Origin of the sequence: Mycobacterium colombiense CECT 3035 (genome assembly GCF_002105755.1) — a bacterium.
GTDB lineage: Bacteria > Actinomycetota > Actinomycetes > Mycobacteriales > Mycobacteriaceae > Mycobacterium > Mycobacterium colombiense.
This window is the reverse complement of the sequence record NZ_CP020821.1, coordinates 4815866-4829829: the sequence shown is the minus strand read 5'-3', so window position 1 is coordinate 4829829 and position 13964 is coordinate 4815866. Positions and strand designations below refer to the sequence as shown.

The window sequence follows — 13964 nt, the reverse complement described above, 5'->3', positions numbered from 1 at the left end:
AGGCGTTTCGCCGCGTTAGCCGAAAGCGTCGGCAGGCGAACGGATCGAGGGGAAAACGCGTGCGCGCCAAGCCAATCACCCTAGTCGCCGTAGTCGCGGCCATCGTCTGTGCCGCGCTGACATTCTTGCCATGGATCGATGTGAGCCGGCTGGGATTGCCCATCCGGTGGAATGGCCTGGGCATCTACGTCGGCGAGCATGGCGAGCACTATGGCCATGTGCTCACCGGCATGGTCGACGGCACCCCGGGATGGATCGTGCTGGTCGCCTCGGTCGCGGCCGCCGGCGCGCTGCTGGGCGCTGCGCGGGTGCGGGCGCTCGGTGTCGTCGCCTGCGGGTGCGCGGTCATCGCATTCGTCACCGCCGTCCTGTGTCTGGTGTATCCGGCGATACTGGCCGGCGATGCCAAGCACGAATTGGGCATCTCTTTGGTGCCGGACCGAGAGGTGCTGAATTCCGGCGCGTTGCTCGCCGAAGTCGGGGCCACCGGCGTGCTGGTGGTCTGCGCCGCGCTCGCCGTTGCCAGAGCGAAAAGTGCTGCGGGCGATGGCGATTGAGGCCTGAACTACGTCGGAGGTGTGCCCGGCCTTCCGATACCGCCGCGCGCTCACCTCATGCGACGTCAATCGTCTTCGCCGACAACGCGTTTCGTTGCGAAGACGGCGAGCGCGGTAGCGATCACCAGTACGGCGGTGGCCGCGGCCTCGGCCATCAGCGCGCTGGAGTTCACAAACTCCCGGTCCGCCAGCCCTGAGGCCCCCATCTCGTGTTTGGTGCCGTCGACCAGCAGGGCCGGATACAGCCAGCACAGGACGGAAGTGACGAATGCGACCGCGGCGCAGCCGCACGCGACGAAGCCCAGCCAGCGCGCTCGCGATGCGGCCAGCAATGCGGCGGCGGCCGCGATCGCGGCGATCAGCACGACCCAACCCGGCGTGCTGTTCACCATGCCGCTGAGCAACGCGCCGTAGTGGTCGGCATCCTCTCCGTCGTAGATGCCGAGACCATTCCACCGGATGGGAAAACCCAAGTGGCTCAAGTCGATCCAGGGCAGCAGCGTCAACGCCGCTGACGCGATGGCCGCGACGATCGCCACTGTGGTGATTACCTTGGTACGCAGCATGTTTCCTTTCGATCAGCCGGCCGGGACGAACTTCCCGCCGGCCACCCAGGGTAAGGCGGGGCGGGTCGGCGCCGAAAGGGCGAGTTAACCCCGGCGAGGTCAGGGGTACCCCTTGGGGCATGGGGTGGGTGACGACACACGCGGTTGCAATCTTCTCGGCTTTGCTCTCCGCGTTCTGGGCCGCGGTGGGCATCGTGGTCCGCCAGCGGGCCACCCACCGCGTCCCGGGTGATGAGGCCATGTCCGCGGCGATGGCGACGACGCTGGTCCGCCAGCCGCTGTGGTGGGCGGGGACCTTTGCCGCCGTCGCCGGTTACGTCTTTCAGGCCATGGCGCTGGCGCACGGTTCGCTGCTGCTGGTCCAGCCGCTGCTGGTGTCGTCGCTGCTGTTCGCGCTGCCGTTGAGCGCGGCGCTGTGCCACCAACGCATCAGCCGGGTCCAGTGGGGCTGGGCGATGCTGCTGACGGCCGCGCTGGCGGTCTTCCTGCTGGTGGGTCAGCCCCGCGAAGGCCACAGTCGTCCCCCGATTCCGGCGTGGACGCTGGCGCTGGCGATCACCGTGCCGTCGGTGATCGCCTGCGTCATCGCGGCCCATCGCGCCGCCGGCCGGGTGCGGGTCTCGCTGCTGGGCGTCGCGGTGGCGATCCTGCTCGGCATGATCGCGGTCGTCACGAAGGTCTGCACCCACCGCTACTCGCTGGGCGGATGGCACGCGCTCATGACCGTCCCCGCCCCGTACGTGCTGGTGGCGCTGGCGGTGACCGTGACCGTGGTGCAGAACTCCGCGTTTCACGCCGGCGCGCTGCAGGCGTCGGTGCCGATCATGCTGGTGGGTGAACCGGTGGTCGCCGTCCTGCTCGGGGTCGTCGTGCTCGGTGAGCACCTGGCGGTGGGCGACCTCACGGCGCTCGCCCTCGCCGTCGCGGTCGCGGCGATGGTCGCCGCCACGGTCGCCCTGGGCCGCAGCCAGGCGATCGAAAACGCCGATGCCCCGAATGCGGAACCCAGCGTGTGCCCGGGGCGGGACGAGGCGGCGCTGGCGGCCGTCGGGGCCGGCGGCAGGCGCGATCGCCTCGAGTGACCCCCGACGCTATTTCTTGTCGCGCGGCAACCGGCAGCCGGTGTAGCCCGACACAACGAGGTTGCCCCGGTAGCCGACCTTGATGAAGATCCCGGTCGGGCCGTAGAAGCCGACGTCGTGGTTTCCGGGATTGTCGTGCATGACCTGCATGTCGGTGGCGTCCAGCTTGGCGGCCGCCTGTTTGGCGGTCTCTTGGATGTTCGCCCACTGCTGCTCGGAGACCGCGACGTTGGCGGCCACCGCGTCCGGCAGGAAGTAGCCGCGCCCGTCGGTCTGGTCGTAGGGTCGTTCGCAGCCCAGGCCGGAGCCCTCGTGCGGGGTTTCCCAGGTAATTGAGGGTATCAATTTGCTTGTGGCCGAGGTGATTTCGTTCATCGCGGCCTGTACCTGGGTCTGGGTGTCCTCGAACGACGGCAGCGATTTCAGCGTTGCCAGGGCCTTGGCGGCATCGGCGGACGGGGGCGGTTGGGGGGGTTGATTCACGTGGCATCCTGTTGCGGCTAGTGCGGTGGCGGCCACGGCGGCCAGGATCAGTCCGTGGCGTGGCCGTCTCGGGGTGCTCGGTATTCGATTGTTCGTCACTTCTGTGGAACCGCCTGATCTCCCAGTCCGGCCAGCACGGCCGCGATGTTGTAGTTGGTCGTCCTGGTGCCGCCGCCGTCGGGGAAGCGGGGGTAGTCGCTGTGCCCGTGCGCGTCACCCAGGTTGAGGGTGCCACCGTGGCCGTCGGGCACGGTGGCGGCCCCGGTCGCAAGGTGGGTGAAGTTGGGATTGGTGGCCGGATTCGGTCCGAAGTGGCCGGCCCCGGTGGCGTCGGCCGCGCCCAGGACGGTTTCGGCCAGCGTGCTCAGCGGCGGCGGCAGGAACGGGGCGACCGTGTGGGCGATGGCGGGGCCGTCGTAGGTCCACTGGATCGGGTCGTCGGGGGTTTCCATGGTGAACACGTGGCCGGGCTGCAGGTGGAGCTGTTGCGGCGTGGACGCTTCGATGCCCGGTGATCCGTAGAACAGTGCGCGCGAGATGCCGTGGTCGCCGGGCTCCTGCAAAGCCAGGCCGGTGGTCAGCGAACCGTAGGAGTGGCCGATCGCGGTGAGATCGGCGGGGCCGCCGTGGTGGGCGGCCTGTATCCCGTCGTAGAAGCCGGCCAGGTCGTGGGCACCGGCGCGGGCGATGTCGTCGTGGCTGACACCCCAGCCGCCGGCCAGCGACTTGCCGAGGTCGTCGAAGCCGGGCACCTGCGGCGGGTCGTAGCCGATCCAGGCGATCGCCGAGACGGTGTCGTGCTCGTGGCCGGGAGCCAGGCTCAGCTGCCGCAGCGCTTCGCTTCTGAGCCGGGTCGCCTCGTCCGACATGCTGCCGATGGCACCGTGCACCGTGGTGTTGAGGCCGGGCACCGTGACCGACACGTGGGTGGACGCGTCGGGGTCGCCGACGGCGATCGCCGCGCGGGCCTGCCTGCCCGTTTTGGTGTCCAGCAACATGAGTTTTCGATCCGGGCTCATCCTGACGGCCTTGTCGACGGCCTGGAGGTCGGGCAGGTATTTGGCCCCGTTGCGGGCGGCATCGTATTGGCGTTGCCACGCCTCGTAGGCCAGGCGATCGTCGAAGATCGCTCCCGGCTCGTTGGGCGGCGGAATGTTCTTGCCCTGCGCCCAATCCGGATGCGCTGCCTTGAGTGCGTCGGCCTGGGCGGCGGCGGCCTGGGCGCCGCTCAACTCGGTGGCGAGGGTGAGCCGGTTGTAATGATCGCGGTCCACCGCGGGCATCCCGTTGTGGTTGCCGATGTACGGATTGTGTTGGTACTCCGCATCTTTCTGCTCCGGCGTGAGCGAGCTCCACACCTGCGCGAATTGCCTGGGGTCATCGGGCAGCGCGGGCAGCGGCGACAACGGCCCCTCCGCGTCCCGGATGGCCGCGGGGTCGTAGCCGTCGCCGTGCAGGGCTCCGAGGGCGCTCTGCAACGCGTTCGAGTAGCCGTCGCGCGTCGTCTGCAGCTGCCCCAGCGCGGCTTTGGTGTCGCGGATGGCATCGCCCTCACACCTGGCGATGAGCGCTTCGAGCGCATCGATGTCGGCCGCCGTGAGGTCCTCGTCGCCTTCCATGTCGACGGCTTCGCCGATCAGATCGTCGAGCTCCTGCAGCTGGGCCTCCAGCGCGGCGATCTGTGCGGCAGCGGCCTTCTGCGCCTCAGCCAGCGCCGCGGCGATGTTTTCCAGGTCCGCCCCGATCTTGGGCAGCTGCAATGCCTGCGCCCCAAGCGATTTCGTCACCCGCTGCACCTCGTCGGAGTCGTTGATCGGATGGCCGCCGTCCCGATGGTTCCACGCGGCTTCGAAGCGGGCGCGGGCCTGCTCGAAGGCGTCGTTGGTCTCGGCCGTGCATCGCCCCGCCCGCAGAAACGCCCCGGCCAGATTGGAGATCTGCAGCGGGCTGCCGGCCTGCAGGCTTTGGTTGATCGCCCACGGGTCGCCACCGGCTGCGGCGATCAGCGCCGGGATGCTGAGGTAGCGGAGTTGCACGGAACCGTCAGCCGCTCAGTTGCGCTTCAGCCGCCACGTGCATGAGGGGGTACGAGAGTGGCGTTGACCTGCGCCCGGCTGGGTCCCATCTGACGGATTTTAGGGCGGCGGCCGACCGGACGGTATTCACCACCGCCCGGTGAGTCGCGCGGCCGGGCGGTCCGGCGCGGGTTTGGTTGTGCGACGAGGAAGGCCTCGGACACAACGGGTGTCGGTAACGCGCACAGCAGGACACCCCGACGCCGGGGTTGGGTTGGGAGGAGTCAGCGCCGGGGTGCCGTCTCGGTCAGGAATCCTGCCAAAAGGGTTCATCCCGTCGCTTCATCGATGAAAACGTCTAGGCCGTCGAGGTAGACGTTCCCGCGCCGCACCGTTTCATCCAGGCGCGCCACCATGGGATCGCCGGACGCAAGCATGACTTTCACGTCCAGCAATTCGAACATAGCGTCTTGCAACGTGTTTCGCGCGGCTACCAGGTCACCCACGCTATCGGCGGAATCCATCAGGTCGACGCCGTGTTGAAACAGTCCCGTCGCCTTGGCGATGTCCGATGTGGCGCTCATGGGCAACCACCTTTCCCAGGTAAATACAACGCTACCCGCGAAATCACACGGTGGGAAGGATTGCGGCCGTTCGCATTTCGGCGGGGCTGTTTGACATTCGTACATTTAGAGCGGGCTTTCGGCAGTGGTACCCGAGCCGGATGCGACGACGCCAACCAGGACCCCGGCGCCGGCCGGCAGATGTCAGCGAGCCGGATCGGTCCAGCGGCCGTGCCGGTGACCGTGGCGCCGTGAGGGTGCGCATCCAGGCTTTCGCGCGGCGGCGCTGTCGGTCGGGCCCCGCGATGCGGCGCGGATGCGGACAACGCCCGCGCCGGAAGCTGCGGACGCGCCGTGGCCAACAAGCCTCTGGTGGCAGGTACAGGATTCGAACCTGTGAAGCTTTCGCGACGGATTTACAGTCCGCTCCCATTGGCCGCTCGGGCAACCTGCCGCCAGACAGGTTACAACGAGCGAGTAGACAAAGCACAAACGCCTATCACCGAGTGAAGGGACGGAACGCATGGCGGACTCATCGTTCGACATCGTCAGCAAAGTGGATCGCCAGGAGGTCGACAACGCGCTCAACCAGGCGGCGAAGGAGTTGTCCACCCGATTCGACTTCCGCGGCACCGACACCACAATCGCCTGGAAGGGCGACGAGGCCATCGAGCTGACGTCGTCCACCGAGGAACGCGTCAAGGCGGCCGTCGACGTCTTCAAGGAGAAGCTGATCCGCCGTGACATCTCGATGAAGGCCTTCGACGCCGGCGAACCGCAGGCCTCCGGCAAGACCTACAAGATCAGCGGCACCCTCAAGCAGGGCATCAGCAGCGAGAACGCCAAGAAGATCACCAAGCTGATCCGCGACGACGGCCCCAAGTCCGTCAAGACCCAGATCCAGGGCGAGGAAATCCGGGTCACCAGCAAAAAGCGCGACGATCTGCAGGCCGTCCAGGCGCTGCTTAAGCAGGCCGACCTGGACGTGGCGCTGCAGTTCGTCAACTACCGATGACCGTGCGGCTGGCATGCCGTGCCGCGCATTAGCGCGTTATTAGCCCCACCAACCGGTGGGTCACTACGCTAGTGACGAGTCCCACAATTTGAGCGAGGTTCACGATGACCGTGACTCCCCAGGAAGCCGCCGATAGCGGTGCCACGGAGGCCGGATACTCCGACGTGATCATCGTCGGTGCCGGCATCTCCGGCATCGACGCGGCCTACCGGATCATTGAGCGCAATCCGCACATGACGTACACCGTGCTGGAGCGGCGCGCGCAGATCGGCGGGACGTGGGACCTGTTCCGCTACCCCGGGGTGCGCTCGGACAGCAGCATCTTCACGCTGTCCTTCCCGTTCGAGCCGTGGACCCGCAGAGAGGGCGTCGCCGACGGCGTGCACATCCGCGAGTACCTGGCCGCCACCGCGCACAAGTACGGCATCGACCGGCACATCCGGTTCAACAGCTACGTGCGCTCGGCGGACTGGGACTCGGCCACCGACACCTGGACGGTCACCGTCGAGCAGGATGGCGCACGCAAGCTGTACCGCGCGCGCTTCCTGTTCTTCGGCAGCGGCTACTACAACTACGACGAGGGCTACACCCCCGATTTCCCCGGCATCGAGCAGTTCGAGGGCACCGTGGTGCACCCGCAGCACTGGCCCGAAGGCCTCGACTACACCGGCAAGAGGGTGGTGGTGATCGGCAGCGGCGCGACGGCGGTCACGCTGCTGCCGTCGCTGTCGGACCGCGCCGCGAAGGTCACCATGCTGCAGCGCTCGCCGACCTATCTCATTTCGGCATCCAAGTACGGCACCGTCGCCGCGATCGCCCGGAAGCTGTTGCCCGGCAAGCCCGCTCATCTCGTCGTCCGCATGTACAGCGCCCTGACGGAGGCGGTGTTCTTCGCGTTGTCCCGCAAGGCACCCGGGCTGGTGCGGTGGCTGCTGCGCCGCAAGGCGATCAACAGCCTGCCCGCCGGCTACGACGTGGACACCCACTTCAAGCCGCGCTACAACCCGTGGGACCAGCGGATGTGCCTGATCCCCGACGCCGACCTGTACAACGCCATCACCGCGGGCGGCGCCGAGGTGGTCACCGACCACATCGACCATTTCGACGCGACCGGCATCGCGCTGAAATCCGGCGGGCACCTCGACGCCGACATCATCGTCACCGCCACCGGGCTGCAGCTGCAGGCGCTGGGCGGGGCCGCGATCAGCCTGGACGGCACCGAGATCAAGACCAGCGACCGCTTCGTCTACAAGGCGCACATGCTCGAAGACGTGCCGAACCTGTTCTGGTGCGTCGGCTACACCAACGCGTCATGGACGCTGCGCGCCGACATCACCGCGCGAGCCACGGCAAAGCTGATGGAACACATGGCCTCTCACGGCTACACCCACGCCGCCCCGCATCGGGGCAACGAGCCGATGACCGAGAAGCCGTCGTGGGACATCAACGCCGGCTACGTGCTGCGCTCGGTGCACATGCTGCCGAAGTCGGGCACCAAGCGGCCGTGGAACGTGCGGCAGAACTATCTGGCCGACGCCCTCGACTACCGGTTCGACCGGATCGAGGAGGCGATGGTGTTCGGCCGTGTCGACGACCGGACATCGCTGGCCGGCTAGTTAGCCCGCCGCCGGGGGTCGGGCCATCACCGACGGTTTGAATCCGTAGGTCGGGAGGTTGCGCCACACCCCTTGTCCGGCCATCGGACCGAACGGTGCCATCGGCACGGGATGCACCCCGTCCACGGCGTGCGGCACGGCGGCCGTCGCGCTCGTCAGCGTCGCGACCCCCGGGTTGGTGACGGCGGTGACCGGTGCCCAGCTGGGCGGGACGGACAACGCGCCCAATGGAATCGCGCGCCCCGCGCCCGCGGCCACCGACCCGGCGTTGCCCAGGCCGGCTCCGGCCGCGCCCAGTGCGTTGGCGCCGTTTCCCGCCGCCTGAGCCGCCGACGAGGCCGCGGGGGCCAAGGCCTTGCCGAATGTGCTCATGGCCGTGATCCCGTTGCTGATCTGGCCGAAGGACTGCGCGGTCTGAACGCCGACCTGCCCCGAGGAGACATACGGGACAATGTATTTCGAGTACATCGAGGCCATGTCGTCGAATGGGGTGTTCTCCGAGATCCATTCGTCGATCGGCTTGAGATTGCCCAAGGTGGGCTGCGACAGGGTCTGCAGGTTCTCCGGCACCGCATCGGTTGCGTACGCCGAAACGTCTTGCGCACCGGTCCGGCCCGAGTTGCCAACGGCTTTCGCGACCGCGGCGGCCTGCTCGGCCGAGCCGGCGGGGTTGGTCACCTCCTGTGGCTCATCGAAGTCGGCCAACCGCGTGGCCGCGGCCGCGGACGCCGCATAGCCGTACATCGCCGCGGCGTCTTGCGCCCACATCTCGAAGTACGCCGCCTCGACGGTGGCGATGGTGGCGGCGTTCTGCCCCAAGACATTTGACGCGATCAACGACGCCAGCAGCGCGCGGTTGGCCGCGATCACCGACGGGGGCACGGTCAGGGTGAACGCCGTCTCGTACGCGGCCGCGGCGCTCGCCGCCCGGCTGGCGGCCAGTTCGGCGTTGCCCGCGCTGGTGCGCAACCACGTCACACACGGGGTGGTCGCCGCCGCCAGGGCCAGCGCCGACGGACCCGACCACGGTCCACTGGTCAGCGCCGCGATGACGGACTGGAAGGACGCCGCGCTGACGTGTAGCTGTGCGGCCAGCTCATCCCAGCCCGCGGCGGCGGCCAACAACGAACCCGCTCCCGGGCCCGCATACAGGCGCCCCGAGTTGATCTCGGGCGGCAGTAGCGCGTAGTCCACGTCGCTGTCTCCGTCCTAGAGCGCCGACGCCGCGGAGTTCGCGGCCTCGGTGGCCGTGTAGCTCCCCGCGCTTTGCGCCAGGGTGGCCGCCAGCAGCTCATGCACCGCGAGGGCGCGGGCGGCCAGCGCCTGGAACCGGGCCGCGTGGGCGGCGAACTGCGCCGCCGTCAATACGGACACCTCGTCGACGGCGGCCGGCACGACACCGGTCGTCGGGATGGCCGCGGCCGCGTTGCCGACGTGGAGAGCCGCGGTGATCGACTGCAGGTTGCTCGCCGCCGCCGACAGCTTGTCTGGATGGACCGTTACGAAAGACATTGCGTTTTCCCTTCGGCTTGTGTTCGGATGCCGCGAAACGCTAAACGACGGTTCGACGAATTCAGCGCAACGAATTATTCGAAAGAACGCTGAGCTCGCCTTTTCGCCAATATTCATGCTGATTTTTTACCCAAACGCCGTTCTGCGGCGTTTTTCCCGCCCCGCTACACCCGCCACCGACCAGCGGCTTTGTGCCGATTTCCGGGCGGCGTGAGCCCGGGCCCGGCTGCATAGTTTAAAAGCAAATTATTGCCGAGAAATAATTATGAGTCGTGCATGGACTTTAACCGCGACCCGGCATTCATCGCGGCCGCCGGCCGATCGAACGCAAATGTTGTCGCGAATATCTATGAATTCGGCATGGGCAGCCGCGGACGCCGCCCCGCGCGGCGCGCGGTGTGCAGACCCGCCGGTCGCCGCCCCGGCATCGTGAATTGCTACTAAATCGCAGGTGTCCGCAATACGCTGATCGCCATGGCATCTGAGAAGCGCGAACCCAAAGTCGTTGTCCTCGGTGGCGGTTCGTGGGGCACGACCGTGGCATCGATCTGCGCGCGTCGCGGACCGACGCTGCAGTGGGTGCGCTCCGAGGCGACGGCCGGCGACATCAACGAGAACCACCGCAACAGCCGGTATCTCGGCAACGACGTCGTGCTGAGCGACACCCTGCGCGCCACCACCGATTTCGCCGAGGCGGCGAACTCCGCCGACGTCGTCGTGATGGGCGTTCCCTCGCACGGCTTTCGGGGCGTGCTGAGCGAGCTGGCCAAGGAGTTGCGGCCGTGGGTGCCGGTGGTGTCGCTGGTCAAGGGGCTCGAGCAGGGCACCAACATGCGGATGTCGCAGATCATCGAGGAGACGCTGCCCGGACACCCCGCGGGCATCCTGGCCGGCCCGAACATCGCGCGCGAGGTCGGCGAGGGCTACGCCGCCGCGGCGGTTTTGGCGATGCCAGACCAGCATCTGGCGACCCGGCTGTCGGGGCTGTTCCGCACCCGGCGCTTCCGCGTGTACACCACCGACGACGTCATCGGGGTGGAGATGGCCGGGGCGCTGAAGAACGTCTACGCCATCTCGGTCGGGATGGGCTACTCGCTGGGCATCGGGGAGAACACCCGCGCGCTGGTGATCGCCCGCGCGCTGCGCGAGATGACCAAGCTCGGCGTCGCCCTGGGCGGCAATCCGGACACCTTCCCGGGCCTGGCGGGGCTGGGCGACCTGATCGTCACCTGCACCAGCCAGCGCAGCCGCAATCGGCACGTCGGTGAACAACTGGGCGCGGGCAAGCCGATCGACGAGATCATCGCCTCGATGAACCAGGTCGCCGAGGGCGTCAAGGCCGCCAGCGTGATCATGGAGTTTGCCAACGAATTCGGCCTCACCATGCCGATCGCCCGCGAGGTCGACGCCGTGATCAACCACGGCTCGTCCGTCGAACAGGCCTATCGGGGCCTGATCGCCGAGGTCCCCGGCCATGAGGTGCACGGCTCGGGCTTCTGATCTGGGCGGTCAACGCTAGGGAATTCAAATCTTTGCGTTCTCTATGGGCAGGGCCCGTCCGCTTGACCGGCCTTTGCCAGCAAAATACCGTCGTTCCAGGTGACCAGGGATTCCCGGCGCGATCTTGCGGGTCGTCCCGGTGTAATCGTCTGTATGCCAACACGTTACGAAGAGGTAACTAGACGAACATGGGGCGGATATCGGACATCCCCCGCTAACACCTAACGAGGGAAGCGACCGATGCACAACGTTGAACCCCGGGCCAATCGACTGCGCGGCGTCATCCGACACGACCTGCCGTCATCGCTGGTGGTCTTCCTGGTCGCGCTTCCCCTGTCGCTGGGCATCGCGATCGCGTCCAACGCCCCGGTGCTCGCCGGCCTGATCGCCGCGGTCGTCGGTGGAATCATCGTCGGCGCGTTGGGCGGATCCCCGCTGCAGGTCAGCGGTCCCGCCGCCGGGTTGACGGTGGTGGTCGCCGGTCTGGTCGCCGACTTCGGTTGGGGCATAACGTGCTTGATCACCGTCGCCGCGGGGGCCGTGCAGGTCCTGCTGGGACTCAGCCGGGTGGCGCGGGCGGCCCTGGCGATCTCGCCTGTCGTCGTGCACGCGATGCTGGCCGGCATCGGCATCACGATCGCTCTGCAGCAGGCGCACGTCTTGCTCGGCGGTAAATCCAAAAGCACGGCCTGGCACAACCTGATCGGGCTGCCCGGCCAGATCATCGGCGCGCACCGCCCGGGCGTGATCCTGGGGGTGTTGGTGATCGCAATCCTGGTGGCGTGGCGATGGGTTCCGGCCAAGGTACGTCGCGTTCCCGGTCCCCTGGTGGCCATCGTGGCGGTGACCGTGATCTCGGTGGTCTTCCCGTTCCACGTGCGGCGGATCGACCTCGAGGGGTCACCGCTGGACGCGCTGCGGCTGCCAGAGCTTCCCCACGGCAACTGGGGCGCGTTCGCGATCGGGGTGATCACGGTGGCGCTGATCGCCAGTGTCGAGAGCCTGCTGTCGGCGGTGTCGGTCGACCGGATGCACAACGGGCCGCGCACCGATTTCAACCGCGAACTGGTGGGACAGGGCGCCGCCAACATCGTGTCGGGCACCGTGGGCGGGCTCCCGATCACCGGCGTCATCGTCCGCAGCTCGACAAACGTCAACGCGGGGGCCAAATCCCGCGCCTCGGCGATCATGCACGGAGTCTGGATCCTGTTGTTCACCATCCCGTTCGCCGGGCTGGTCGAGGAGATCCCGACCGCCGCCCTGGCCGGTCTGCTCATCGTCATCGGGATTCAGCTGCTCAAGCCGGCCCACATCGAAACCGCAATGAAAAACGGCGATCTCGCGGTCTACGTCGTCACGGCCGTCAGCGTCATCTTCCTCAACCTGCTGCACGGTGTCATGATCGGGCTCGCGCTGGCCATCACGCTGACCGGCTGGCGGGTGATCCGGGCCAAGATCGAAGCCACGCCGGTCGACGACGAATGGCGGGTGAGCATTCAGGGCGCGGCATGCACCTTCCTGGCGTTGCCGAGGCTGACACGGATGCTGGCGGCGGTTCCGCGGGGCGCCACGGCGACGGTGGACATCGCCGTGCATTACCTCGATCACGCTGCGCACCAAGCGATCACCGACTGGCAGCAACAGCATGAGGCGACCGGCGGGACGGTGCACATCCAGGGTGCGATCGAGACGGGTCAGCGCGACGCGCACGAACAGTTGGTGGAGGCGCAAAGGCCCGGGGCCGCAGCGTAATTGGGCCAGGGCGTGCGTGGCCCCGGTCGCCGCTAGCGGATTTTGAGCTCACTCACTACCAGCAGAGAGCTCCCCGCATTGCCCGGCCGGTCAGTCCACGTCGATGCGGATGTGCAAGCGCTTGCCGCACACCTGCGCCAGCCGTTGCAGCACGTCGACGCGGGGCACTTCGCTCCCGTCCTCCCACGCGGCGACGGCTTCGTGGCTGGTGCCCATCGCCTCGGCCAATTGGGCCTGATTCATGCCGGCACCGGCACGCGTTTCGAAGATCAAGTCGGGCAGATCCAGCGCCAGCCCGGCTTCGTGAATATCGATTGAGTTAAGGTCCGGCATCGCAATCACGGCTTTCATACATCGCCAGCCCGGGGACTACAGGTAACTTCGATGTTACCTGCGGTTTGGGCCACGTGCACCCGGCGTTTCGCCGCCGTTTCTAGCGCCCGGCCATTTGCTCCAGCCGACGGATCCGGTCCTCGATCGGCGGGTGCGTGGAAAACAGCGACCCGATCCGCTCACCCGCCCGGAAGGGGTTGGCGATCATCAGGTGCGCCTGGCTGGCCAGCTGGGGCTCCGGCGGCAGCGGGGCGGCCTGGACCCCGCCGGAGATCTTGCGCAGGGCCGACGCCAATGCCAGCGGGTCGCCGGTCAGCACCGCGCCCGATTCGTCCGCCTGGTATTCGCGTGACCGCGACACCGCCAACCGCACCACGGTCGCGGCGATCGGACCGAGCAACGAAACCAACAGCAGCGCAAAGGGATTCTCGCCGTCGCGGTCGTTACCGCCGAACATGCCGGCGAACATGGCCATGTTGGCCAGCGCGGTGATCACCGACGCCAGCGCGCCGGCGATGCACGAGATCAGGATGTCGCGGTTGTAGACGTGCGAGAGCTCGTGACCCAGCACGGCGCGCAGCTCGCGCTCGGTGAGGATGTCCAGAATGCCGGTGGTGCAGCAGACCGCCGCGTTGCGGGGGTTACGCCCGGTCGCGAACGCGTTGGGAGCGTTGGTGTCGCTGATGTACAGGCGGGGCATCGGCTGGTGCGCCGCCGTCGCCAGCTCGCGCACGATCCGGTACATCGCCGGCGCCTGCACCTCCGACACCGGCTGTGCGCGCATCGCCCGCAGCGCCAGCTTGTCGCTGTTGTAGTACGTGTAGACGTTCATGCCGATGGCGAACAGCACCGCGAGGAACATCGCGGTCCTGCCGAACAGCGACCCGACGAACACGATCAACGCGGACATGCCAACCAACAACGCGAACGTCTTGAACGTGTTGTGATGCGGATGCCAGGTCATCGGTGT

Annotated in this window: 14 protein-coding genes and 1 tRNA gene; 6 read left to right on the top strand and 9 right to left on the bottom strand. The window is 67.6% G+C overall.

Annotated elements, in window-relative coordinates:
- The first annotated feature begins 59 nt into the window (after positions 1–59).
- Positions 60–557, top strand: a complete 498-nt coding sequence (locus B9D87_RS22765) for a hypothetical protein (RefSeq protein ID WP_007768043.1) — start codon at positions 60–62, stop codon at positions 555–557.
- Between the two features lie 65 nt (positions 558–622).
- Here the strand turns inward: B9D87_RS22765 and B9D87_RS22760 are convergent, their stop codons facing one another.
- Positions 623–1123: a hypothetical protein gene (locus B9D87_RS22760; RefSeq protein ID WP_007768046.1), complete on the bottom strand. Its 501-nt coding sequence runs from the start codon at positions 1121–1123 to the stop codon at positions 623–625.
- Positions 1124–1242: 119 nt separating this feature from the next.
- Between B9D87_RS22760 and B9D87_RS22755 the strand changes: the two genes are divergently transcribed.
- Positions 1243–2205, top strand: a complete 963-nt coding sequence (locus B9D87_RS22755; RefSeq protein ID WP_007768049.1) for a DMT family transporter — start codon at positions 1243–1245, stop codon at positions 2203–2205.
- Positions 2206–2214: 9 nt separating this feature from the next.
- On the opposite strand, the gene B9D87_RS22750 is transcribed toward B9D87_RS22755, so the two are convergent.
- The 4 genes from B9D87_RS22750 to B9D87_RS22735 all read right to left on the bottom strand — a co-directional run bounded on the left by B9D87_RS22750 (position 2215) and on the right by B9D87_RS22735 (position 5720).
- On the bottom strand, positions 2215–2688 hold the full coding sequence (locus B9D87_RS22750) for an LppA family lipoprotein (RefSeq protein ID WP_007768052.1): 474 nt from the start codon (positions 2686–2688) through the stop codon (positions 2215–2217).
- A gap of 95 nt (positions 2689–2783) precedes the next feature.
- Positions 2784–4724 carry a putative alpha/beta hydrolase gene (locus tag B9D87_RS22745; RefSeq protein ID WP_007768054.1) on the bottom strand — a complete coding sequence of 647 codons (1941 nt, stop codon included), beginning with the start codon at positions 4722–4724 and terminating at the stop codon, positions 2784–2786.
- Positions 4725–5032: 308 nt separating this feature from the next.
- The gene (locus B9D87_RS22740) at positions 5033–5287 is read right to left on the bottom strand and encodes a hypothetical protein (protein WP_007768056.1); all 255 of its coding nucleotides are present in this window, start codon (positions 5285–5287) and stop codon (positions 5033–5035) included.
- 349 nt (positions 5288–5636) lie between these two features.
- Positions 5637–5720: transfer RNA gene (locus B9D87_RS22735), tRNA-Tyr, on the bottom strand.
- A gap of 69 nt (positions 5721–5789) precedes the next feature.
- Between B9D87_RS22735 and B9D87_RS22730 the strand changes: the two genes are divergently transcribed.
- Together B9D87_RS22730 and B9D87_RS22725 are read left to right on the top strand one after the other, a co-directional pair.
- Complete coding sequence (locus tag B9D87_RS22730) at positions 5790–6281, top strand: YajQ family cyclic di-GMP-binding protein (RefSeq protein ID WP_007768058.1); 492 nt, start codon at positions 5790–5792, stop codon at positions 6279–6281.
- 104 nt (positions 6282–6385) lie between these two features.
- A complete protein-coding gene (locus B9D87_RS22725) occupies positions 6386–7897 on the top strand; it encodes a flavin-containing monooxygenase (RefSeq protein WP_007768060.1) in 1512 nt (503 codons plus the stop codon).
- Here the strand turns inward: B9D87_RS22725 and B9D87_RS22720 are convergent, their stop codons facing one another.
- Positions 7898–9091, bottom strand: a complete 1194-nt coding sequence (locus tag B9D87_RS22720; protein WP_007768061.1) for a PPE family protein — start codon at positions 9089–9091, stop codon at positions 7898–7900.
- Positions 9092–9106: 15 nt separating this feature from the next.
- On the bottom strand, positions 9107–9409 hold the full coding sequence (locus tag B9D87_RS22715; protein ID WP_007768062.1) for a PE family protein: 303 nt from the start codon (positions 9407–9409) through the stop codon (positions 9107–9109).
- 474 nt (positions 9410–9883) lie between these two features.
- Here B9D87_RS22715 and B9D87_RS22710 point away from each other — a divergent pair, with 474 nt between their 5' ends.
- The gene (locus B9D87_RS22710; RefSeq protein WP_007768063.1) at positions 9884–10909 is read left to right on the top strand and encodes an NAD(P)H-dependent glycerol-3-phosphate dehydrogenase; all 1026 of its coding nucleotides are present in this window, start codon (positions 9884–9886) and stop codon (positions 10907–10909) included.
- A gap of 240 nt (positions 10910–11149) precedes the next feature.
- Complete coding sequence (locus B9D87_RS22705) at positions 11150–12661, top strand: SulP family inorganic anion transporter (RefSeq protein WP_007768064.1); 1512 nt, start codon at positions 11150–11152, stop codon at positions 12659–12661.
- 90 nt (positions 12662–12751) lie between these two features.
- Here B9D87_RS22705 and B9D87_RS22700 read toward each other — a convergent pair whose 3' ends face one another.
- Entirely contained in the window at positions 12752–13012 is a 261-nt protein-coding gene (locus B9D87_RS22700) for a helix-turn-helix domain-containing protein (protein WP_040629244.1), read from the bottom strand.
- A gap of 82 nt (positions 13013–13094) precedes the next feature.
- On the bottom strand, positions 13095–13958 hold the full coding sequence (gene htpX / locus B9D87_RS22695) for a zinc metalloprotease HtpX (RefSeq protein ID WP_007768070.1): 864 nt from the start codon (positions 13956–13958) through the stop codon (positions 13095–13097).
- Between the last annotated feature and the right edge of the window lie 6 nt (positions 13959–13964).